Below are 23,175 nucleotides of genomic sequence, written 5' to 3' on the forward strand. Positions count from 1 at the left end.
ACAGCCAAAAATGATACTGCATTACGTTCCTCGTGTCAAGTAATATTTTGTTTTATTTGAATTTTTATAATTATTCGCTTATTTTCCTATAGCAATAAGAGTATAGCCGTTTAAAAAATAGTTGGCTAGTTTTTTGGCGGACTTTTTTGTAAAGAAATGTAAAGATGAAAACGATTGGCTTTAGAGATAGGTGAATTTTATAATTAAAATAGGGTATTATCTTTAGGACTTTTTGACTTTTACGGAATGATTAATATTGCTGATAACATCTAAAACACAAACACGCCCAACAGCCCAGTTTGACGTGCTAGCTTTATTTCGTTATCGGTATATTTTGATGCTGTGATAAGGCAGGCATATTAGCATTGTGGTGCTATAAGTGTGTTTTTTACTTTAAAATCGTTCAGGTAGGCTATTGATTTTATTGAAGTTTTTATTTGCATTTTTAAATAAAATCAATCTTTTATAGGATAGTTTTTTATTACATTGAATTTGGCTTTTTAATAAAAGCGCTTTTGTTATTTGATAATAGTTATTTAATAATAACTTGTTAATAACAGCCAGTTAATAACAAAAGCGCAAGCTTTTAAGTCGTATCGGTCGGGGTGCTATTTTGATTTTCTGCCATTAAAGCGCAAGGCTCGCAGGCTTTACCTGCTCAGCGCCCCAACTTACGCGGGGGCTTTATTCTTTTTTATATTATCCTCTCAGGCACCGTAACCCCCTTCCGCGCCCTAAGGATTAAGAATTAAACGCTAAAAACTAAGGTGTGGTGCAAACAACATAATCGATGTTGTTATCGTAGTCGACGACCCAGCCGCCGTGCGAGTCGACATGGTAGCTGCTACCCGGTGCGCCATATGCCCAGCAGCCGTAGCCTCTGAAGCCCGCATCAGGGTAGCTGAGCATTTCGCCCCACTCCGTGAAAAATCCAGCGCCTATACGACGTTGGTATCCACTATGTACTGACGACGGCGTGGCGCCATCTACGCCATTTATACATGGGAAAAAACTCACCCCCCCCCATGTACCACACTTCCCATTGGTTAAATCCCTTACCCTCGACATGCGATAACCCAAACCATTACACCATGCTAACTGGTCACTATAATAGCTCCATTTGTCCCCCCGATTGACGAACCACTGCCTCAACACAAACCCATATTTTACTACCTCATCATTAGTTTTTATATCTCTACCCACTAACTCAAACGTCTGCGGTAACTGTGGCTTAGCTATTAGGTTAGGATGAGGATTGTACCATTGATTTCTTGCCTCTGGACCTGTTAGCTTAACACGAGCGACAACTTGTCTCTTATCTTCTTTAGGAATCCAAATATCATTAGCTACAACATTTGTCACTGTTGCAGTAATTCCCTCATGCGTGACTGGTTCCCATGTCAACTCTTCTGGTTCTATTCCTGTTATAAGTAAATCAAAATATAAACCATCCATACCAGTGGTCGGGAAATTTAAATTGTATGATTCAGAATTGATTGATTGAACTAAGAAGCCCTTATCAGGACTCCATATGTCAGCTGGGCCTGCATATTTGCCGTTACCCAATTCTAGATTCGGCCTTACATAATTGATAACTGGCGACGGTATTACTATTGCATCACTACGATTACCTGTTCGAGATTTTTTGCCATTCGCCTGTAAATTCCATGACGATGACAATAATAACAGTGCTAATACCAGCAAAGCTGTTTTAGGTGATTTGAGCAATAATTTCGATAATAATTTGAGAGATAATTTGGAAAGTATAAATGAGCTTAGTGTAAAAACTCGTCGAATAGGATTATTTGATAAATTTAAGACATAGGTTTGCCAGTGCTTGTGCCTTGTGCCTTGTGCCTAAAATGATAATGCATTACATTCCTCGTGTCAAGTAATATTTTGTTTTATTTGAATTTTTATAATTATTTGCTTATTTAATAAGCTTGTTTTCCTACAGCGATAAAAGTATAACCATTTATAAAATAGTTGGCTAGTTTTTTGGCGGACTTTTTTATAAAGAAATGTAAAGATGAAAACGATTCGGTTTTATAGATGGGTAAATTTTATAATTAAAATAAGGTGTTATGTTTCCGTTATTTTGAGATTTGGTGAAATTATTAATATCTACACCTACATTCCAGCTCACCCTATTTAGTGGAATAACCTCGCTTAGCTATTGGCACATTTAAACCCCATGGTAAAGCGAGTATATTAATCTTGTGGTATTGTTAGATTTTTTGCTCTAAAAACGTTCAGGTAGAGTATTGATTTTATTGAAGTTTTTTATTTCGTTTTTTTTTAATTAAATCAGACAGTTATAGAGGACAGTGGTATTGTTTGAAGTAGTGGTTTTAAATATTTTTCCCTTTTGGGGAAATGAGTAGTATCGGTGGTAACATTCGATCCAAACATCCTTGTTTGGCGTACTACCTTACTCAGTTGCTGCGTATTCTAACGCCAAAATAAGGTAGATATAGGTATTTGGTTGTTATAGAAGCTGTTTTTTCCTTTGTTACTAGTACCAATAACTGAAAAAAAACTCAAATAAGTATGTTTTCAAAGCTAGTATTTTATCTGAAACAGATAAAATACTATTTCCCTAAACGTTTATATAGCCTTTCTGGTCGTCCAATTTTTCCATGATTAAGTTCGACTGTTAATAATTTGATTTGTACACAATATTCTAAATATCGCCTAGCAGTTGTTTTGCTAATATTGGCTTTTTCGACTATTTCGTCAACAGTGAGTGCTTTATCGGTTTGCATAAATAAGTCTTTGACTTTTTGTAGTGTGATTTCTTCAATCCCTTTGGAGTGGCGGTTCATATCAACAAAATCTTTAGTTTGCAAATTGAAAAGTTCGTCTATTTTTCGTTGATTGACATGTTTTTGTAGGCTTTGTCGGTATAAAAATAGTTCAAAACGCTCAAGCGAGTGTTTTAGCCTTTGGTAAGATACGGGCTTTATTAAGTAGTCAAAAGCGCCATAACGAATCGCTTTACTACAAGTATCCATATCACTTGCGGCTGTAATAAAAATAACATAGCAATCTAGATGATTATTTATGATGTATTCAAATAATTCTATTCCTTTGCCGTCAGGTAAATAATTATCGAGTAATATTAAGGTCGGTTTTAGTTTTTCTACCATTATTTTAGCTTCTTCTAGTGTTGAAGCTATTCCAATTACTTTAACCTTTGTATCTTTTTGAATAAACTCTGCATTTAGTTCTGCTAAAATTGGCTCATCTTCAACAATAAGCACTTTGATATTATCTTCTTGAAATTGATTCATATAATTGCCTTTTTATTATTTAGGTATAAATACAGAAAAAATTGTTCCATAAGGGGTATTATCTTCAAATGTAATATAACCATTGGCCTTTTTTATATAGGTCGAAACAAGGTGTAAACCAATACCGTGTTCTTTACCTTCTTGCGATGTGACGCCAGGTTCGAAAATTGAATCGCGAATATTTTCATCAATGCCACAGCCTTGATCAGTTACCTCTAATACAACTTCATTTGTTGCGTCGCTTAGATAGAGATAAATGGTTTTATCACCACGATCATTTTTTAAGCTAGCATTAAAAGCATTATCAAGCAAATTTCCTAAAATTGACATAAATTCTATTTCGGTGATAAGTGAAGGTAATGCATTTAATTGGCATGCTGGATCAAATACTAGATTTAAGCCAATTTCGTGTGCTTTTGAATATTTGCCAATTAATAAACCACATATAGCCGGCACATTAAAATGTTTGGTAATAAAGTCTAAATTACTTTGGTTATCGGCAGAATGCAATGCAATAAATGATTGCGCTTCATCATACCGTTTCATATATATTAAACCTGATAGCGTTGCTAACCAGTTAAGATGTTCATGCCTTAATGCGCGTAAATTATCGACATATTGTGTTACTTGCGTTAATTGCATACTTAATACATTAATATCATCAAAATTACGAAAAGTAATTACCCAGCCTTGAATTTTATCATCAATAACCACTCGAACTCGGCTGGCAATAACAATCATGTTATTGAAATAGCATATATGATCGTGTATGTCTTCAGTTTGATTTTCTTTTTTGTAGATAAAGTCACTTGAGGTGATAAATTCGCTTAAATCATGTTTATGTAACTCGTCATCATTTATCTTAATATCTAACATTGTGCGAGCAGATTGATTAATATTGATAATTTTATAATTAAGATCAATGGCGATAACACCTTCAAAAATCGATTCCATGATCGACTTTTGGCTTTTTACCAGTAGTGCGATTGCTTTAGGCTCTAAATTGAACATCTGTTTTTTAATTGCTTTTGAAAAACAGTATGAAAAGATAAATAATGCTAAGAATAACAAGGAACAAAAAATGATAAACGGTATAAACTGTTTTATATGCAATGCATAAATACCATCAATCATGTAACCGACCGAGACTATACCAATAATCTTACCGTTTTCAATAATTGGAGCTTTCCCCCTTAATGCTAGACCAAGAGAACCCTCACTAATAGTGATGCTACTATTACCGTTAAGAACCTCTTGATTATCCCCTCCTACCATGGGGGAATGTAAAGGGCTATTAGCTGTATGAAATAAACGGTTAGCATTAGCATCGCCAATAACAATATAGCTTGCATCACTTTGTTTAAATATATCTGTGATTAAATTAGCTATTTTATTTGTGTCTTTATCTTTGACATATTCAATTAAACTTGGTAAAACAGATAACTCTTTTGCTTGAATTTGCGCTTTTTCGCCCAAACTTCGATACAAATTTGTTTCAGTTGTGTTCCAAATATAGCTTTGTAATAGCGCAAGAACAATCAACGAAAAAAACAAAAGCGATAAAAAAAGTTTTGTGGTAAATGATAAGTGGATTTTTCTTCGCATTTTTGTATTTGCTTTTCAAATTAAGTTCAAATAAGTGTATCACAGCATAAAAAAACATATATCCTTTAAAACCATAAAAACCACAGTTAATTTATGATTTATATCACAAAAATTTCATTAATTTTTTGTAAATATACCCGCCAATAATTTTGAATAAATCAACTTATTTTGGAGAAAAAAATTAATGGTGAATTTTAACTCATCTGAGAAAAACATTAATGGAAAAGAATCAACGGGTAAGACTGTTACAGAAAATCTAACAGGTTGGCCATATAATTGGTGGCGTCTGATGGATAACTACAAAATTGGTGTTATCCCACTTCCATTATTTATTATCGCAGGTATTCTTATTTTTGCTGAAGTGTTAGTAACAGGTAAATTACCTAGCGAAATCGTTGTAATGGTAGTTACTTGTGCTTTTTTTGGTTTTCTATGTGGCGAAATTGGTAAACGTTTGCCGATCGTTGGAAAAATGGGAGCTGCCGCAATTTGTGCAACCTTTATTCCTTCTGCATTAGTTTATTATGGTATTCTTCCTGAACCAGTCGTTGTTGCAACAAAAAAATTCTATAAAGATACACATATTCTTTATTTATATATCTGTTGTATCATCGTGGGTAGTATTATGAATATGGATAAGAAAACACTTATCCAAGGATTCTTAAAAATCTTCGGTCCAATGGTATGTGGTGAAATCGTTGGTATGCTTGTTGGTGTCGGTGTTGGTTATTTACTTGGTTTAACACCATTTGAAACATTCTTCTTCTTAGTATTACCTATTATGGCTGGTGGTGTTGGTGAAGGTGCAATTCCACTTTCAATCGGGTACGCTTCAATCTTAGGTATGGAACAAGGTGATGCGCTTGGTCGTGTTTTACCAATCGTAATGTTAGGTGGTTTAACTGGTATTATTTGTGGTGGTATTTTAAATCGTATTGGTAAAGCTTATCCGCACTTAACTGGTAACGGTCGACTATTACCAGCAGATGATGAAGTTGCTGATAAAAAAGCAGCTAAAACTGAATCGATTATTGATGTAACTACATTCGCTTCAGGTGTATTATTAGCAGCTATTCTTTATATGGTTGGTATGATTGGTCACAAAGTGACTGGTATTCCAGCACCAGTAGGAATGCTATTTGCAGCAGTTTTTGTTAAATTAGTATCTGGTGTTTCACCTAAAGTATTAAGTGGGTCACAAGTTGTTTATAAATTTTTCCAAACGTCTGTTACTTACCCAATTTTATTTGCGGTGGGTGTTGCTATCACTCCTTGGGAAAAAATTGTAGATGCATTCACAATCACAAACCTAATTGTTATTGTTTGTACAGTTGTTAGTTTGGTTACTACTGGTTTCTTTGTTGCTAAAAAACTTGGTATGTATCCTGTTGATGCTGCTGTTATTTCTTGTTGTCAAAGTGGTCAAGGCGGAACTGGTGACGTGGCAATCTTAACTGCTGCAGAACGTATGGAACTTATGCCGTTTGCACAAATTGCAACTCGTATTGGTGGTGCAATTAATGTATCAGTATCATTACTTATTCTCGGCAATTTCTTAGTATAGATTTTACATATTAAATAACAACCTTGGTTTATACTAAGGTTGTTCATTTTTATTTAATATTTACAATTAACAAAATAGCTTTTAAGGAGTTTTCATGAAGCTTGTCAGTTATCTTGTCTCTGGTAGAGCAAGTTTTGGTCTTCTTACTCACAACGGTATTGTTGATTTAAAGCAAAAATTAGGTGATAAATATGCTGATTTAAAATCACTACTTGCCGATAAAGAAGGACTATCTATTGCCAAAACCTACCTTAATGCCCCAAGTGACATTGATGAACAAGATATTACTTATTTACCCGTTATTCCAAATCCAAATAAAATCTTGTGTGTTGGTATGAACTATGCCGAAAAACGAGCAGAATTTAATGAAACCTGTTCAGCACCAACGCTTTTTGTTCGTTTCCCTGATTCTCAAACAGGTCATAAAACCAACATTATTAAACCAGCTATTACTAATGAGTTGGATTATGAAGGAGAATTAGCTATTATTATAGGTAAAGCTGGTTTTCGCATTAAGCAAGAAGATGCGTTATCATATGTAGCTGGCTATAGCTGTTATATGGATGGTTCTATTCGCGACTGGCAATATACTTGGTTTACCGCAGGTAAAAACTGGCCTAGCACTGGTGCTTTCGGTCCATGTATTACAACAAGCGATGAAATTCCTGATCCAAAAGTATTATCTTTAACTACTTATTTAAATGGCGAGCAAATGCAACATGATTCAGTTAAAAATCTTGTGCATACTGTGCCTGAATTAATTTCTTATATTAGTACTTTTACACGTTTATCTCCAGGTGATGTTATTCTTACTGGATCACCAGGTGGAGTTGGTAAAAAACGTAATCCTCCAGTATTTATGAAAGATGGCGATACAATTGAAGTCGAAATTACAGGAATTGGTCGACTAACTAATTATGTAGTAGCTGAATAGAGGTAAATTTATGTACGATTTAGTTGATTATGCCGTTGTTGATATTTCTAAAGCAGAACAAGATTATAAAGAAGTTAAACAGTTGCTATCTCGCTCTGATCTTGATCTGGATTCACAAGTTACTGTTTTTATGGTAGCTAAAATCAATGAACAAATTATTGCTTGTGCAGGTATTGATCGCAATATTATTAAATGTGTTGCTATTGATCCTAATTATCGTGGCAATCAACTAAATCTAACCTTGATGGATCATGCAATAAAATATGCCAATGAAAACGGCTATTTTCATCTTTTTCTATATACAAAACCCGAAAATATAGATTTTTTTAAGGGATGTGGGTTTTATCCTATTGTTGAAATAACAGATCTTGTTGTCCTAATGGAAAACAATCCAGTTGGAATAAGGCAATATTGTAAACAACTAAGCACGCAACAAAAAGAAGGGAGCAAAATTGGTAGCATTGTTATGAATGCTAATCCTTTCACTAAAGGCCATCAATATCTTATTCAATATGCTGCAAGTCAATGTGATTGGTTGCATGTTTTTGTTGTCAATGAAAATGCATCGCTATTTTCATTTGATACACGTTTGAAGTTAGTTAAAGATGGTACTAAACAGATACAAAATGTGACGGTACATGCAAGTTCTCCTTATATTATTTCAAGAGCAACATTTCCAACTTATTTTCTAAAAGATAAGACAAAAATCGATCAGGCCTATATGGGTATCGATCTGCTTATATTCCGAAATTATATTGCTCCAGCGCTTAATATTAACTATCGATTTGTTGGAACTGAACCCTATGACGAAGTAACGAAGGCTTATAATGAAGCGATGTCTTATTGGCTTGAAGATAAAGCAGTTAGTAATCACTCCGCAATTACCTTTGTTGAAGTTCAACGAATAACCGAAGGTGATACTATTGTATCAGCTTCATTAGTAAGAAAATTATTGGCATCAGGGCAGTATGAAGAGGTAAAAAAACTAGTTCCATCTACTACATGGGATTACCTTTCAGCTAATTTGGATAAATTTAAAATTTAATACGTTTTAAAAGGTAAAAAAATGAAAATACAAAAAGAAGCCATGGCGGGGACTCTTGAATCTAGCGATTTGTTAGTCAAAGTCATGCCAAACACGGGAATTGAAATTGTTATTAATAGTGATGTTAATAAACAATTTGGCGATCAAATCCGTGCGGTTGTTAATCAAACTTTAAATGAGCTTAATGTAACCGACGGTTTAATCATTATTGATGATAAAGGTGCACTTGATTGCGCTATTAAAGCTAGAGTTCAATGTGCAGTTTTACGTGGCGCAGAAGAAGAAAACTTAGATTGGAGTAAATTACTATGAAAAAATTACGTCGAAGTATGCTATTTCTTCCAGGTGCAAACGCCGCTATGTTATCAACTTCGTTTGTTTATAAGCCTGATTCAATCATGTTCGATCTTGAAGATGCCGTTTCAATTAAGGAAAAAGATTCAGCACGTTTATTAGTTGCACAAACTTTACTTCTTCCTGTTTATAAAGAGCATGGGATTGAAACAGTAGTACGAATCAACGCACTTGATACTCCATTTGGTTTAAAAGACCTTGAAGCAGTTGTACGAGCGGGTGTTGATGTAGTACGTTTACCTATGACTAACTGTGCTGAAGATATTCATGAGTTAGAAGCCCATGTTGAAAGAATCGAAAAAGAGTGTGGGCGTGAAGTTGGTAGCACTAAATTAATGGCTGCAATCGAATCTGCTCAAGGTGTTGTTAATGCCGTTTCTATCGCTAAATCTTCTCCACGTTTAATCGGTATTGCGCTAGCTGCATTTGACTATCTTGTTGATATGCAAACTGAACGTGGCGATGGTACAGAATTATTCTATGCTCGCTGTGCAGTATTGCATGCAGCACGTGTGGCTAAAATTGATGCTTTTGACGTTGTTTACTCTAATGTTAATGATGATGAAGGTTTCTTGAAAGAAGTCAGCTTAATCAAAAAATTAGGTTACAACGGTAAATCGCTCATTAATCCTAGACAAATTGACCTGCTCCACAATGCTTATGCTCCAACAGCAGCTGAAGTTGAACATGCTCAAAAAGTAGTTGAAGCAGCAGAAGAAGGAGAAAGAAAAGGCCTTGGCGTTATTTCTCTAAATGGCAAAATGATTGATGCACCGATTATTGCTCGAGCTAGAAAAGTTATCGAGTTGGCTAAGTATTCTGGTGTACGTAAAGAAATTTGATAGGATTGAAAAATGACTACTTCTATAAACAAAAAAATTGATGATTTGCTTAAACAGCACCCTGATCTCAAGAATATTAAGCCTTTTGTTGATGCTAACGCAACAACTCCATATTTAAAAGATGAGTCTAAATACACGCGTAAATTGTGTGATTCTATTGAGCAAGCAATTAAAAAATGTGAATTGCGTGATGGAATGACTATCTCTTTTCACCATGCATTTCGTGAAGGCGATAAGGTTATCAACAAAGTTGTTGAGACTATCAGTAATTTAGGCATTAAAAATTTGACGCTAGCTTCAAGTTCTTTATTAAGCTGTAACTCAGCGTTAATTCCTCATATCGAATCTGGTGTAATTACTAAAATTTATACCTCTGGTTTACGCGGTAAATTAGCCGATGCGATTTCTCACGGTTTAATGGAAAACCCAGTCCATATCCATTCTCATGGTGGACGTGTAAAACTAATCCAAAGTGGTGAAATTAACATTGATATCGCATTTTTAGCTGTATCAACCGCTGATGAACAAGGTAACGCTAATGGTGTATCAGGAAAATCACAATGTGGTGCTCTAGGTTATGCTATGGTTGATGCGCAATTTGCTAAAAAAGTTGTACTATTAACTGAGGATATTGTTGGATATCCTAACCATCCAGCAAGTATTCGCCAAGATCAAGTTGATTATATTGTTAAAGTTGATGAAGTGGGTGATCCAACTAAAATTAGTGTGGGCGCAGCGCGTATAACTAGCAATCCACGCGAACTGATGATCGCTCGTTATGCAGCTGATGTTATTGAACACTCTGGTTATTTTAAAGATGGTTTTTCAATCCAAACTGGTTCTGGTGCATCGTCAACTGCAGCAACTCGTTTCCTTGAAAATCGCATGCGTGCGAAAAATATCACTGCATCATTTGCTTTAGGTGGTATTACAGCAAGTATTGTTGATCTTCACGAAAAAGGATTAGTTAAACGTTTATTAGATACTCAAAGTTTTGACGGCACTGCGGGGCAATCTTTAGGTAAAAATAAAGATCATATCGAAGTTTCAACTAATGTTTATGCAAATCCTGCCTCAAAAGGTGCAAGTGTTGATGAGCTTGATATTGTTATTTTAAGTGCGTTAGAAATCGACCTTGATTACAATGTTAATGTATTAACTGGTTCTGACGGTGTAATGCGCGGTGCTTCTGGCGGTCACTGTGATACGGCTGCTGGTGCAAACTTAACAATTGTTGTTGCGCCACTCATTCGTAGCCGTATTCCAACAGTAATTAAAAAGGTAACAACATTAGTTACTCCTGGTGAGAGCGTTGATGTGCTAGTCACTGACCATGGTATTGCTGTTAACCCTAATCGTCCAGAAATTGCTGAACGTTTAAAAGCAGCTAACCTACCAATTATGAGCATTGAAGAGCTTTATCAACGTGCTGTGTCTTTAACTGGTGAACCAAAACCAATCGAATTTAATGATAAAATCGTTGGTATCGTACATTTCCGTGATGGCTCTGTTATTGATGTCGTACGCCAAGTTAAAGATTAATTTTAATCTTTATTAATATAGTAATAGCCTGACATGTAAAAGTGTCATGCTATTACTTTTCTATTTGATGAAAAAAATGCAAATTAAATTTGATGATGGCACTCCTATTATCCTTGAGCAAATGCTACTAGCCAAGGAAAAGCGAGTTGAAAACCAAAAGCATGCAATGACATGCTATAAATATCCAATCATATCATTAAGCATAGTTATTCCTGGTCCTATAAAAAACAGTAGCGGAGCCCGTTATCTTTTTGACGAAGCAATTAAAGCTTTACATCTCTGTTTTTTACAAAACAATATAACAATAATCAATGAAGATCATTTCCATTACATTACTGGTTCAGAAGCAATCATAGCAATTAAATGTTCAGCTAAAACCCTTAAAAAATATTGTATTGAAGTCGAAAATAATCATCCCTTAGGGCGTTTGTGGGATATTGATGTTATTGACATTGTTACACAAAATAGCCTGTCACGTTCTCAATTCGAAAATCAACCAAGACAATGTTTGGTCTGCAATGAAGAGGCAAAAATTTGTGGTAGAGCTAAACGGCATTCAATTGATGAAATTTTTACCGCGATAAAAAAGAAAATAGAAAATTTCAGAAAGAATAAAACATCACTTTAATAAAAGTGCAAATAATAGGTTGATGAAATAACATTACAGCATTATATCATCAATCTTTTTTTAATCTAAAAATTCAATTAGATTGTTTCAAGTGCCTGCTGTAAATCAGCTAGTAAATCAGTAATATCTTCTAAACCAACTGAAATACGTAATAGCTGATCTGAAATACCCGCTGTTTTTCGTGCTTCTGCACTAATACCTGAATGTGTCATTGTTGCTGGGTGGCAGACAAGACTCTCAACGCCACCAAGTGATTGAGCTAATGTAATAATTTTAAGCGCTTTTAAAAACTTAGGCATTACATCGGCATTTCCAACCAGTTCAAAACTTAGTAACGAGCCAAACCCTTTTTGTTGTTCTTTAGCAATATCATGCCCAAGATTAGATGGTAAAGAGGGATGAAATACTTTTGCTATTTTTGGGTGATTAATAAGAAACTCAACAACTTTTTGGGCATTTTCTTGTTGCAAATTAACACGTGCAGCAAGAGTTCGTAACCCACGCAATAAAAGATAACTATCAAATGATGAAGTAAGCGTACCAATATTGTTGGCCCACCATAAAACATCTGTAGCAAGCTGTTGGTCTTTGAAGACTAAAATTCCCGCTAATAAATCCGAATGCCCATTTAAAAATTTGGTACAAGAATGGCTGACTATATCAGCACCAAGCTCCAACGGTTTTTGTAAAATTGGCGTCATAAATGTATTATCGACTAAAACCAAAGCTCCAACATCATGTGCTTGTTGGGCTATTTTCTTGATATCAACAACACGAAGTAATGGGTTATTTGGTGTTTCAATCAATACTAATTTAGGATGTAAATTAAGTGCTTCTTGTAAAGCTATTGCATCGGACTGATCAACAAATTTCACTTTAAAATAGCCTTTTTGGCTTAGACTATTAAAAAGTCGATAGCTGCCGCCATAACAATCATGAGGAGCAACAACTAAGTCATTTGGCGCTAATAAAGCAACACTGATAAGATGAATTGCTGACATACCACAGTTTGTTAAAATAGCATCTGCACCACCTTCTAATTTCGCAACGGTTTCTTCCACTAATCGCCGACTAGGATTAGCTTTTCGTGCATAATCAAACTTTCTTGGTTTTGCAAATTCTTCATAACGATAACAAGTAGATGGTGTAATAACTGGTACGACACTACCATATTGCTCATCAGTATTAATCCCACCACGAACAGCTATTGTTCCTTGGCTTAACTTGTTGGTTTGACTAGCCATAATAATATTCCTCTAAATAATACTTTACTTACTTCAACAACAGATTGTATAAGAATAACACATTCAATAAGGACGTCAACATGTCTAGACGTCTAACTATCTTGGTGTGTAGATTGCAGAAAAATAAAAAAAACGTTAGAATTGCCCACATTATTTGTGATGTAATTTGGTGACAAGATGATGGAATGGAATGGCGAATATATAAGCCCTTATGCTGAACATGGTAAAAAAAGCGAACAAGTAAAAAAAATTACAGTATCAATTCCGTTGAAAGTTTTAAAAATATTGACTGATGAACGCACTCGCCGACAAGTCAATAATTTACGTCATGCAACAAATAGTGAATTATTGTGTGAAGCCTTTCTTCATGCTTATACCGGTCAACCTTTACCTTGTGACGATGATTTACAAAAAGATCGTGAAGACGGTATTCCTAAGCAAGCTAAAAAGATGATGCAAGATTTAGGTATTAATCCCGATTTTGATTGATTATTAACTAAAAAACTAATTTTGAAAAACAAAAGGCGCTTATGCGCCTTTTCTATTATTATTAATTTTGGGACATGGTTTTCCGAAAAATTATTTTTTACCACCAACCATAGCAAAACGTTGTTTGAACTTATCTACACGTCCACCAGTTGCAACATCACGTTGTTTACCAGTATAGAATGGGTGACATTCGCCACATACGTCAAGATGAATATCATGACCAACAGTAGAATGAGTTTTAATAACGTTACCACAAGAACAAGTTGCTGTAATTGCAGTATATTCTGGATGAATACCTTCTTTCATAATAAACCTCTAAAGTTTTTCGTATCGCTATATAAATGGCCATAAAAGCAAAATCTATACACCATACGAGTGTTAAAAAACATGATAAGACAGCAGATTATACGGCCAATAGTCGAGTTAATCAAGAAATAAAAGAACAATTAAACAGGTAATTGACCTATTGTTAATTGCAGTTCAATCTTTTCCCCATTTCGCTGAACTATAATGGGGACAATTGTACCAGGTTTCAACTCAGCTATTTGATCCATTGTTTCAACAATTGATTTAACAGGTTTATTATCTACCATAATCAGAATATCATTAGCTTGTATTCCCGCTTGTAATGAAGGACCTTCCGCTCTGGTGACTAAAATACCTAACACCACTGGCATATCACTTGGATTTTGAGTTGGTGCAAATTCTAATCCATCAATTCCTATATATCCTCTAATAACTTTTCCATCGCGAATTAATTTATTCATGATTTTAACTGCTAATGCAGTTGGGATAGCAAATCCAATTCCTTCAGGAATATCATTGCCTAGATTTTTTGCAAAGGTAAGAGTATTAATTCCCATTAATTCACCTTTGCTATTTACCAGCGCTCCACCTGAATTGCCATGATTTATTGATGCATCAGTTTGAATAAAATTTTGCCTTCTGTATGGGCTCAATCCATCACGACCTGTAGCACTGATAATACCTTGTGTAATAGTTTGCCCTATATTGTAAGGGTTCCCTATGGCTAATACGACATCACCAATTTTAGGTTCGCGTTGAGGATTTATCAATATAGTGGGGATATTTGAAGCCTCTATTTTTAATACCGCTAGATCAACAAGTTTATCTGAGCCTACAGATAAAGCTTCAAATATTCGTCCATCTTGCAATGCGACGATAATTTGTTCTGCATCTTCAACTACATGATAATTAGTAACAATATACCCATTCCCATTCATAATTACTCCAGAACCGAGCGGAGTTATTGGACTATCTTGTGATTCCTGAGAAAAAGAATTAATTGAGCGGCTATAAATATTAACTACTGCAGGGGCTGCAGTTTTAACAGCACTAGAAAAACTTAATGGATCATCATGAAAAATTGAAGTTGGAAAATTTGATTGGTTTCCTTTTTGTAAAGAAGGAAAAATAATCAATAACACAATAGCTAAAACCGTTCCAATTAATATTGGCCATAGAATTTTTTTGAGCATTAGTTTCAGAATTGTAATGGGAAGAATAATGAAGATTTTAACACATCTATATAAAGGTTAAAATTAAAGTTTTCGTCGATGCTAAAGCATCGACGATATAAAAAATGACTAATTATCGTAAAATTAAATATAAACGACTATCACCACGAATTATATTTAATGCAATTACTGATGGGTGACTATCAATAATTTTTCTAAGATCTGCAATATTAGTTACTCGTTCTTTATTAACTCCAGTAATAAGATCTCCCTCTTGCAAACTGAGTCGAGACGCAGGCGAATTTTTAGCAATACTTTCTATTAAAACACCTTTTTGGCCTTTAATTTCACCATTGCTAAGCGTTGCACCATCAAGAGCAGAATGTAGCGATTTCGCATCCGTTGTTGTCTCGTCGCTATTTTTTAGTTTTACATCGACAGATATTGTTTTGCCATCTCGAATTAAACCTAGCTTAACAGTTCGCCCTGCTCCAGTTGTCGCAATTTTTGCACGTAGTTCAGCAAAACTATCAACTGGTTTACCATCCATCGAGACAATAATATCGCCAGATTTAATTCCTGCTGCTTGTGCGGCTGAATTCTCAATAACTTCACTAACAAAGGCTCCTTTTTGAACATCAACATCAAACGCTTTTGCTATATCCGATGTCAATTCATTACCTTTGATACCAAGCACGCCACGCTTTACTTCACCAAATTCTATAAGCTGAGAAGTTAAACTTTTTACCATGTTACTAGGAATTGCAAATCCTATCCCTACATTACCACCACTTGGAGCAATAATTGCGGTATTTATACCAACAAGCTCACCATTTAAATTCACAAGAGCCCCACCAGAGTTACCTTGGTTAATTGAAGCATCTGTTTGAATGAAGTTTTCAAAACCATTCATATTAAGTCCACTACGAGCTAAAGCTGAAATAATCCCTGAAGTAACAGTTTGACCAATGCCAAATGGATTACCAATAGCAACAGCATAATCACCAACACGTAAATTATCAGAATCTGCTAATTTAATAGCTGTTAATTTTTTGGCATCATCGATTTTAAGTAATGCTATATCACTTTGTGGATCCTTACCGATTAGTTTTGCTTTAAATTCATGCCCATCGTTTAGAGCAACCGTAATTTTATCAGCACCATCAATAACATGATTATTCGTAACAACATAGCCTTTTTCTGCATCAATAATCACACCAGAACCTAAACCTGTAAACGCCCTTGATTGGCTATCTGGATAACCAAAAAAACGTCTAAATTCTTCTGGCATATTATTTTGCATTTGAGCTGTTCCTTCAACTTTAATACTAACAACTGATGGTAATACAGTTTCAAGCATAGGCGCCAAACTTGGCAGTTGCGTATTATTATCGGTTGAGGCAGGAGGAAAAGCTGCATAAGTATTCGGAAGTACAGATAAACTTATTCCTAAACTTAAAGCTAAAATACTTAATAATTTTTTTTGTTGTTTTAATGAATTAATCATCTCAGAACTCTCGCTTTTACAAAAATTTACACTCTATAAAATTGCTTGAATATTAAGTAACGGAGAATAAAATCATTGGTTAAGATTTATTTTCATCCGTTTTAAATAAACCTGAAGAATCATCAGAATAATCTCTAGGCTGCTTATCAAGCGTAATTTCTTTTGTTTCGTTAGAATCTGTATTTGAATCAAAATCTAAAGCTTGAATATTACCACTATCCATAAATTGACTGGAGTTTTCAGCCATATGTTGATAAAGGCGACGAAAATCTTTAGCCATATTATCCAATATTTCTGCGCTATGTGAAAAATGTTTAGCAATCATTTGTTTTTGGGCTATTAATTCATCTTTTGTTTGATCTAACTCTTGTTTAACTTTGGCATATTTACGTGCCTTAGGACTAATAACACTAATAAAAATGAAACAAATAATAAAACCAATCACAAATCCAATTATAAGATAAGTAAGCATACCTTTATCCATTATTCACTCCTTATATCTTTAAGATATATAATTTTATAAAATTGAAGACTAATTATCAGCGCTTATTTTGCATGGTTAGCAAGTTTTATCAATTGTTTTTTTAACTTGTCTGGTGCATTTTCTGCTAATGCAGATAGAAACATTGCGCTTTTTTGTGTCATCACACTTGAAGTTAAAGATGACTTATCACTTTGATAATTGCTCTGTGACCACCTCACTGAAATATCTGGATTAATCTGATATTGAATAGAAGATAAGGATGGTAAAATAATTTTTCGTATTTCAGAAATTAAATTGCTTTGTTCATATTTCAATCTAGTTAACCAACAAGCTGAGCTAACCTCTAAAATCAACACACCTTGGCGATAGTTAGCAACTCGGCATTGTTGATTTAATGGTGAAGGCAATAAATCATAAACAATTTTAGCTAAAGAGCATAATGCATTAGTTCTATCTTGAATCTTAGACAGAGAAGAGGCTTGTGTCAAAATTGACGTCAACATTTGTGGTTCGTTATAACGCATAATTATGCCTTTTATTAAAAAATAGTAATACTAAAATGCAAAAATATTTTCCACCAATGTTTAAGTAATTTATCTTATTTGAATGAAAAAGTCCCTTAAAAAAAGAATATTTTCACTTAATTAACACTTTATAAAAAGTTCACAAATAACTCAAAATTAGAAGAACAAAATAAAAGCTAATTATAAAGGTTAGCTTTGATTATTCCACTTATTTTCTCTAATAAAAGTCCATAAAAAAATAGCACAAATAGCATGGCCTAGCCTTAATCCAATAGTATCAATAAAAAGATTATAATTGGTTGACCAATTGTATAAGTCAACTGGAAGGCACTTACTACCTCAATTCAGTTAATATTAGAAAAATATTTAAAATAATTGTTTTATATCTTAGTAAACACTTTATCGTAATACAGAAAATGCTATTAATGTATAATAATTTTGACATTACATTCTTTTAAGCGCTATATTGAATGTGATCTTTTCTACATCTATATCGTTAAGCAGTTTTTTTAAAGCAGTTTAAATTTCAAGGAGATGTAATATGAACATTTTAAATAACATTTTTTCCAAAGTATTTCCAAGTGCTCAAGCAACAGTAGATAATGCAGTTGATGCTGTGAAGGATAAAGTTGAAAATATCACAGCATCTGTTAAAAATACAGTATCGAGTGGATCAGAGAAAGTCCAAGATAAAGTAGAGCAAAGCGCATCTGCAACTAATGTTGATGTTTCCTCTATTCTTGAGAATTTAGCTAAAAAGCACCCTGAAACGCTTAATTGGAAAACATCTATCGTTGATCTATTGAAATTATTAGGTATAGATAGTAGTTTAGATGCACGGAAAAATTTAGCGAAAGAACTGAATTATCCAGGCAATACTGATGATACCGCAGCAATGAATACATGGTTAATTAAAGAAGTAATGAAAAAAATTGCTGAAAAAGGTGGTAATGTAACCCATCTTTTTTCTTAAAAGAGTATATTAAGACAATTAAATCCACCTAATATTTTAGGTGGATTTTTTTATTAAAGTGGATATTTATTGATTTTTACGTTATTGAAACATTCAACAATTTAACTAAGCTTTAAAAGCATGTAACTTGTTCATTGCAACGTCTATTCCATCAGACAATAAGATATCTGTACAACGCAAAGATTCGTCAATAGCTTTATCAATTAATTCCTGTTCAGGTTTAGATGGCTTATTTAAAACATAACCAACAACTTTATTTTTATCACCAGGATGTCCAATACCAATTCTTAACCGATAAAAATTTAAATTATTTCCCAATTTACTAGCAATATCTTTTAGCCCATTATGCCCACCATGACTACCACCAAACTTAAGTTTAGCTATTCCGGGATTTAAGTCGAGTTCGTCATGTGCAACTAAGATCTCTTCTGGCTTTATTTGGTAAAATGTCGTCATAGCTTGAACAGCTTTACCACTTAAATTCATGAAAGTAGTTGGAACTAATAAACGTACATCATGACCTGAAATGTTGATTCGTGATGTGTAACCAAAAAATTTTTGTTCATTTTTTAATGATTGATTATAACGTTCAGCCAATTGCTCAACAAACCACGCACCTGCATTGTGCCTTGTTGCTGCATATTCATTTCCGGGATTGGCGAGTCCTACAATCAGTTTTATCGTTGTCATAATATTTTTATTGTCACTAGATTTTATCGATAAAAATGCCCCAAAAAAGGGGCATTATACCAATGATAAAATAGGTTATTGATGGAACATTGCTGAAATTGATTCTTCGTTACTAATTCGACGAATTGCTTCAGCAAGCATACCTGATAATGTTAATTGGCGAACATTTTTCAATGCTTTTACTTCAGCCGTTAATGGAATTGTGTCACAAACAACAATTTCATCAATGGCACAGTTTTTAATATTACTTACTGCTTTACCTGAAAATATCGGGTGGGTAGCATAAGCAAATACTCTTTTGGCACCTCGAGCTTTTAAAGCATCAGCTGCTTTACAAAGTGTTCCAGCAGTATCAATCATATCATCAACTAAGATACAATCTCTATCAGCAACATCGCCAATAATATTCATCACTTCTGCTTCATTGGCACGTTGACGACGTTTATCAATAATTGCCATATCAGTATCATTAAGTAGTTTAGCTATCGCACGAGCACGCACCACTCCGCCAATATCAGGGGAAACAACAATTGGGCGATCAAACTCACGTTGTAGCATATCTTCTAAAATAACAGGGCTACCAAATACATTATCAACCGGCACATCAAAGAAGCCTTGAATTTGTTCGGCATGAAGATCAACGGTTAAAACCCTATCGACACCAACAGTTGATAGAAAATCAGCAACAACTTTAGCAGTAATAGGGACACGAGCCGAACGAACTCGACGATCTTGCCTTGCATAACCAAAATAAGGAATAACAGCAGTAATACGACCAGCAGATGCTCGGCGCATTGCATCGATCATAACTAATAATTCCATTAAATTGTCATTGGTAGGGGCACAAGTTGATTGAATAATAAAAACATCTTCACCACGGACATTTTCATTGATTTGGACATTAACTTCACCATCACTAAAACGGCTTACCACAATGTCACCAAGAGAAGTATAAAGACGATTAGCTATACGTTTTGCTAGTTCTGGTGTGGCATTACCAGCAAAAAGCTTCATATCAGGCACGAGAAATCCTCAAGCATGTATTCATGATTACTTTATTCGTAATCGGTTAAACTGGGGCTATAATTATATAATCATTTATCGATTATGCTCAACTACAATATAAAAATATATTGAAAATATTTGATATATTTTTATAAATCATTAAATAAAACAATTTGGCCATAAGATGCTTTTGCTGTGAACTCAAAATCGAGTAAACTAACTAACAAACCATTCTTTGGCTTTAATAAATTCCACAACAAAAGTAGATAACGTGATGAACGAACAATTAAACTCAGATAACGAAAATATCAAATCTAAAAGAACCATTCGTAGTTTTGTTTTACGGCAAGGTCGTTTAACAAAAGGCCAAGAACAGGCATTAATAAATTTATGGCCGGTATTTGGTATTGAATATGATGCAAATTCACCAATGGTTTTTGACTCTAACAAACAGGTTGTTCTTGAAATTGGATTTGGTATGGGTGCTTCGTTAATTGAAATGGCTAAAAATACACCAGATAAGAATTTTTTAGGAATCGAAGTCCACAAACCTGGCGTTGGTGCTTGTTTGATGGCAATTGGAGAAAATCAATTATCAAACTTAAAAGTGATGTGTCACGATGCTGTTGAAGTATTAGAAAATATGATCCCTGATCATACATTAGACAAAGTACAAATTTTTTTCCCTGATCCTTGGCATAAAGCAAGACATAATAAGCGCCGCATTATTCAACCCCAATTTGTACAGTTAATTCGACAAAAATTAAAATTAGGTGGAATTTTGCACCTAGCTACCGATTGGCAACATTATGCAGAACATATGTTAGAGGTTTTAACCCAAGCTGAAGGTTTTGAAAATTTATCACCAAGCGGTGACTATATTCCGAGACCTGATGATAGACCAATTACTAAATTTGAAAAACGAGGTCAAAATTTAGGCCATGGCGTTTGGGATCTTCAATTTGTAAACAAATAATTATGCTAAGGAGCCACTATGCAAAATCAAACCATCGATCTACTTTGTCGACACCGCTCTATTCGTGCTTATAAAACAACTAGTTTAACTCAAGAACAAATAGCGTCTATAGTTCGATCAGCACAGTCGGCTTCTAGTTCTAACTTTATTCAATGTTCGACAATTATTCGTATTACAGATCCTCAAAAACGCGAAAAACTAGCTCATTATGCTGGTGATCAAAAATATGTTAACCAAGCTCCTGAATTTTGGGTATTTTGCGCCGATTTTAATCGTCATTTTCAAATTGATCCAACACTCAATCTTGGCAAAGCAGAGCAGTTATTATTGGGCTGTGTTGATACAGCAATTATGGCTCAAAATGCAGTAATAGCGGCTGAATCCTTAGGACTTGGTGCTGTGTATATTGGTGGACTGCGAAATGATCTTGATAAAGTAACCCAATTACTTGAGTTACCAAAATATGTTCTTCCTCTTTTTGGGCTTTGCCTTGGTTACCCCGATCATAATCCAGAAATAAAACCGAGGTTACCTAAAGAGCTTCTCTTTTTTGAAAACCAATATCAACCACTTGATCATGCAACTTTAGCAAAATATGATACCCAAATAGGTGATTACTATCAAAACCGTAGTACTAATCAAAAAACCGGTGGTTGGAGTGATAAAATTGCAAATACAATAAATAATGAACAACGTGATTTTATTTTAGATTATTTACATAAACAAGGATGGATCACAAAATGAAAAATAACCATTACCAATTAGATAAAATCGTTATACTTAGCCGTCATGGTATTCGTACACCATTACAAAATACTTTGCAGTTTTTAGAAAAAGTGACTCCCTTTAAATGGCCTAAATGGGATCATCCATATGGTTATTTGACCACTCGTGGTGGAATATTAGAAGTTTATTTTGGCCGCTATTTATCGACTTGGCTTGAAAAACACAATATAAAATTATCAAAACATAATACTGAATTATTCGTGTATTCTAATAGTCTGCAAAGAACTGTCGCGACCGCTCAATTTATGACAGCTGGTGCCTTTGCTGGGTATGATATTCCTATTCATCATAAATATGCCATTGAAAAAATGGATCCGATTTTCGATCCTAGCTTGCAAGACGATTCAACTGAGTTTAAAAATGCGGTATTGCGTGATATTGAAGAAGCTGACAAAGCAGCTAATATTTTTAAAAGCCTAGCACCAGCTTATGAAATCCTTTCCGATATTTTAGATTATAAGCATTCAAAATTATATGCTGAATATAAATGCGATTTAGCCGATATTCCATCCGAACTTTATTTTAAAAAACATGAAGAACCAGCACTCCTCGGACCACTTGCGATAGGTATTTCAGCCGTTGATGCATTCTTATTGCAATACTATTCAGCCTTTCCAAAAGAACAAATTGCATGGGGTAGACTGACTAGCCAAGAGCAGTGGCAACAAATTAGCGCAATTCGTAATCAATATATAAATTTAGTTTGCCATTCTAAGACGCTTGCCAAACACTCAGCTGCACTTATTATCAACATGATAAACGATCTTATGCTACAAGATAGTAAAGTCAATTTACTTGTTGGACACGATAGTACTATCGCTTCATTACTGGGGGCATTAGACTTTAAAGACTACCAACTACCAAATCAATTTGAAATAACCCCAATTGGTGGAAAAGTAGCTTTACAGCGTTTTCGTCACCTATCTACAGGCGAATACTTTTTTAAAGCCGAATATATTTATCAAAGTTTTGAACAACTCCATAACGGGCTAGCACTTGATGACAATAATTTACCACAACATTATCAACTTCATTTGGAAAATGCTTCTGTTAATAATGATGGTTATTATTATTGGTCAGATTTTGAGGAACGAATAAAATCAATTAAAACTAGGTAATTAACCATTAGGTTATCTAATTTTTCCAATTTAATTAAGATTAAACAAATTAATAATAAAAAGTTAAGCTAATACTAATTAATAAAAAATTCCT

Annotated in this window: 22 protein-coding genes and 1 pseudogene; 12 read left to right on the forward strand and 11 right to left on the reverse strand. The window is 34.2% G+C overall.

Annotated elements, in window-relative coordinates; genetic code table 11:
• Positions 1-762 precede the first annotated feature (762 nt).
• From ACGH80_RS06730 to ACGH80_RS06740, 3 genes are all read right to left on the reverse strand, one after another.
• On the reverse strand, positions 763-1,680 hold the full coding sequence (locus ACGH80_RS06730; RefSeq protein WP_411630732.1) for a hypothetical protein: 918 nt from the start codon (positions 1,678-1,680) through the stop codon (positions 763-765).
• A gap of 911 nt (positions 1,681-2,591) precedes the next feature.
• Positions 2,592-3,293 (reverse strand): response regulator, encoded by a 702-nt coding sequence (locus tag ACGH80_RS06735; protein WP_034914423.1) that lies wholly within the window; start codon positions 3,291-3,293, stop codon positions 2,592-2,594.
• Positions 3,294-3,308: 15 nt separating this feature from the next.
• Entirely contained in the window at positions 3,309-4,898 is a 1,590-nt protein-coding gene (locus ACGH80_RS06740) for a sensor histidine kinase (RefSeq protein WP_174798669.1), read from the reverse strand.
• A 277-nt stretch (positions 4,899-5,175) separates the two neighbouring features.
• Here ACGH80_RS06740 and ACGH80_RS06745 point away from each other — a divergent pair.
• The 7 genes and pseudogenes from ACGH80_RS06745 to citX all read left to right on the forward strand — a co-directional run.
• Positions 5,176-6,462 (forward strand): annotated as a pseudogene (locus tag ACGH80_RS06745) (2-hydroxycarboxylate transporter family protein); the annotation flags it as partial.
• Positions 6,463-6,556: 94 nt separating this feature from the next.
• Positions 6,557-7,396 carry a fumarylacetoacetate hydrolase family protein gene (locus tag ACGH80_RS06750; protein ID WP_174798670.1) on the forward strand — a complete coding sequence of 280 codons (840 nt, stop codon included), beginning with the start codon at positions 6,557-6,559 and terminating at the stop codon, positions 7,394-7,396.
• 10 nt (positions 7,397-7,406) lie between these two features.
• The gene (gene citC, locus ACGH80_RS06755; protein WP_065589425.1) at positions 7,407-8,441 is read left to right on the forward strand and encodes a [citrate (pro-3S)-lyase] ligase; all 1,035 of its coding nucleotides are present in this window, start codon (positions 7,407-7,409) and stop codon (positions 8,439-8,441) included.
• 21 nt (positions 8,442-8,462) lie between these two features.
• Complete coding sequence (citD, locus tag ACGH80_RS06760; protein ID WP_065589424.1) at positions 8,463-8,753, forward strand: citrate lyase acyl carrier protein; 291 nt, start codon at positions 8,463-8,465, stop codon at positions 8,751-8,753.
• Positions 8,750-9,637 (forward strand): citrate (pro-3S)-lyase subunit beta, encoded by an 888-nt coding sequence (gene citE / locus ACGH80_RS06765; RefSeq protein WP_034914409.1) that lies wholly within the window; start codon positions 8,750-8,752, stop codon positions 9,635-9,637. The genes citD and citE overlap by 4 nt, the downstream gene beginning before the upstream one ends.
• 12 nt (positions 9,638-9,649) lie before the next feature.
• Positions 9,650-11,179, forward strand: a complete 1,530-nt coding sequence (gene citF, locus ACGH80_RS06770) for a citrate lyase subunit alpha (protein ID WP_065589423.1) — start codon at positions 9,650-9,652, stop codon at positions 11,177-11,179.
• A gap of 76 nt (positions 11,180-11,255) precedes the next feature.
• Complete coding sequence (citX, locus tag ACGH80_RS06775; RefSeq protein WP_411591672.1) at positions 11,256-11,807, forward strand: citrate lyase holo-[acyl-carrier protein] synthase; 552 nt, start codon at positions 11,256-11,258, stop codon at positions 11,805-11,807.
• A gap of 77 nt (positions 11,808-11,884) precedes the next feature.
• Here the strand turns inward: citX and metB are convergent, their stop codons facing one another.
• On the reverse strand, positions 11,885-13,051 hold the full coding sequence (gene metB / locus ACGH80_RS06780; RefSeq protein ID WP_411630734.1) for a cystathionine gamma-synthase: 1,167 nt from the start codon (positions 13,049-13,051) through the stop codon (positions 11,885-11,887).
• A gap of 177 nt (positions 13,052-13,228) precedes the next feature.
• Between metB and metJ the strand changes: the two genes are divergently transcribed.
• Complete coding sequence (metJ, locus tag ACGH80_RS06785) at positions 13,229-13,540, forward strand: met regulon transcriptional regulator MetJ (RefSeq protein ID WP_034914400.1); 312 nt, start codon at positions 13,229-13,231, stop codon at positions 13,538-13,540.
• Between the two features lie 90 nt (positions 13,541-13,630).
• Here the strand turns inward: metJ and rpmE are convergent, their stop codons facing one another.
• The 5 genes from rpmE to ACGH80_RS06810 form a co-directional block, all read right to left on the reverse strand.
• Entirely contained in the window at positions 13,631-13,846 is a 216-nt protein-coding gene (gene rpmE / locus ACGH80_RS06790; protein WP_034914396.1) for a 50S ribosomal protein L31, read from the reverse strand.
• Positions 13,847-13,986: 140 nt separating this feature from the next.
• Positions 13,987-15,039, reverse strand: coding sequence for an outer membrane-stress sensor serine endopeptidase DegS (gene degS / locus ACGH80_RS06795; RefSeq protein WP_174798672.1), 1,053 nt, complete (start codon positions 15,037-15,039; stop codon positions 13,987-13,989).
• A 112-nt stretch (positions 15,040-15,151) separates the two neighbouring features.
• On the reverse strand, positions 15,152-16,525 hold the full coding sequence (locus ACGH80_RS06800) for a Do family serine endopeptidase (protein WP_065609090.1): 1,374 nt from the start codon (positions 16,523-16,525) through the stop codon (positions 15,152-15,154).
• Positions 16,526-16,604: 79 nt separating this feature from the next.
• Positions 16,605-17,009 carry a YhcB family protein gene (locus ACGH80_RS06805; RefSeq protein WP_411578382.1) on the reverse strand — a complete coding sequence of 135 codons (405 nt, stop codon included), beginning with the start codon at positions 17,007-17,009 and terminating at the stop codon, positions 16,605-16,607.
• Positions 17,010-17,071: 62 nt separating this feature from the next.
• Positions 17,072-17,533 carry a DUF721 domain-containing protein gene (locus ACGH80_RS06810; protein WP_174798673.1) on the reverse strand — a complete coding sequence of 154 codons (462 nt, stop codon included), beginning with the start codon at positions 17,531-17,533 and terminating at the stop codon, positions 17,072-17,074.
• A gap of 541 nt (positions 17,534-18,074) precedes the next feature.
• Here ACGH80_RS06810 and ACGH80_RS06815 point away from each other — a divergent pair.
• The gene (locus ACGH80_RS06815) at positions 18,075-18,506 is read left to right on the forward strand and encodes a DUF3597 domain-containing protein (protein WP_065589418.1); all 432 of its coding nucleotides are present in this window, start codon (positions 18,075-18,077) and stop codon (positions 18,504-18,506) included.
• Positions 18,507-18,611: 105 nt separating this feature from the next.
• Here ACGH80_RS06815 and pth read toward each other — a convergent pair whose 3' ends face one another.
• Both pth and ACGH80_RS06825 read right to left on the reverse strand, forming a co-directional pair.
• Positions 18,612-19,196 carry an aminoacyl-tRNA hydrolase gene (pth, locus tag ACGH80_RS06820; RefSeq protein WP_174798675.1) on the reverse strand — a complete coding sequence of 195 codons (585 nt, stop codon included), beginning with the start codon at positions 19,194-19,196 and terminating at the stop codon, positions 18,612-18,614.
• 75 nt (positions 19,197-19,271) lie between these two features.
• Entirely contained in the window at positions 19,272-20,219 is a 948-nt protein-coding gene (locus tag ACGH80_RS06825) for a ribose-phosphate pyrophosphokinase (RefSeq protein WP_034915766.1), read from the reverse strand.
• A 253-nt stretch (positions 20,220-20,472) separates the two neighbouring features.
• Between ACGH80_RS06825 and trmB the strand changes: the two genes are divergently transcribed.
• From trmB to ACGH80_RS06840, 3 genes are read left to right on the forward strand one after another with little or no spacing between them, the layout of a single operon-like run.
• Positions 20,473-21,177 carry a tRNA (guanosine(46)-N7)-methyltransferase TrmB gene (gene trmB, locus ACGH80_RS06830; RefSeq protein ID WP_411630736.1) on the forward strand — a complete coding sequence of 235 codons (705 nt, stop codon included), beginning with the start codon at positions 20,473-20,475 and terminating at the stop codon, positions 21,175-21,177.
• 18 nt (positions 21,178-21,195) lie between these two features.
• Positions 21,196-21,921 (forward strand): oxygen-insensitive NADPH nitroreductase, encoded by a 726-nt coding sequence (gene nfsA, locus ACGH80_RS06835; protein WP_065609093.1) that lies wholly within the window; start codon positions 21,196-21,198, stop codon positions 21,919-21,921.
• On the forward strand, positions 21,918-23,081 hold the full coding sequence (locus tag ACGH80_RS06840) for a histidine-type phosphatase (protein ID WP_174798676.1): 1,164 nt from the start codon (positions 21,918-21,920) through the stop codon (positions 23,079-23,081). The genes nfsA and ACGH80_RS06840 overlap by 4 nt, the downstream gene beginning before the upstream one ends.
• Positions 23,082-23,175 lie beyond the last annotated feature (94 nt).

The sequence above is a fragment of the Gilliamella sp. BG1 genome (genome assembly GCF_046635625.1).
GTDB lineage: Bacteria > Pseudomonadota > Gammaproteobacteria > Enterobacterales > Orbaceae > Gilliamella > Gilliamella bombi.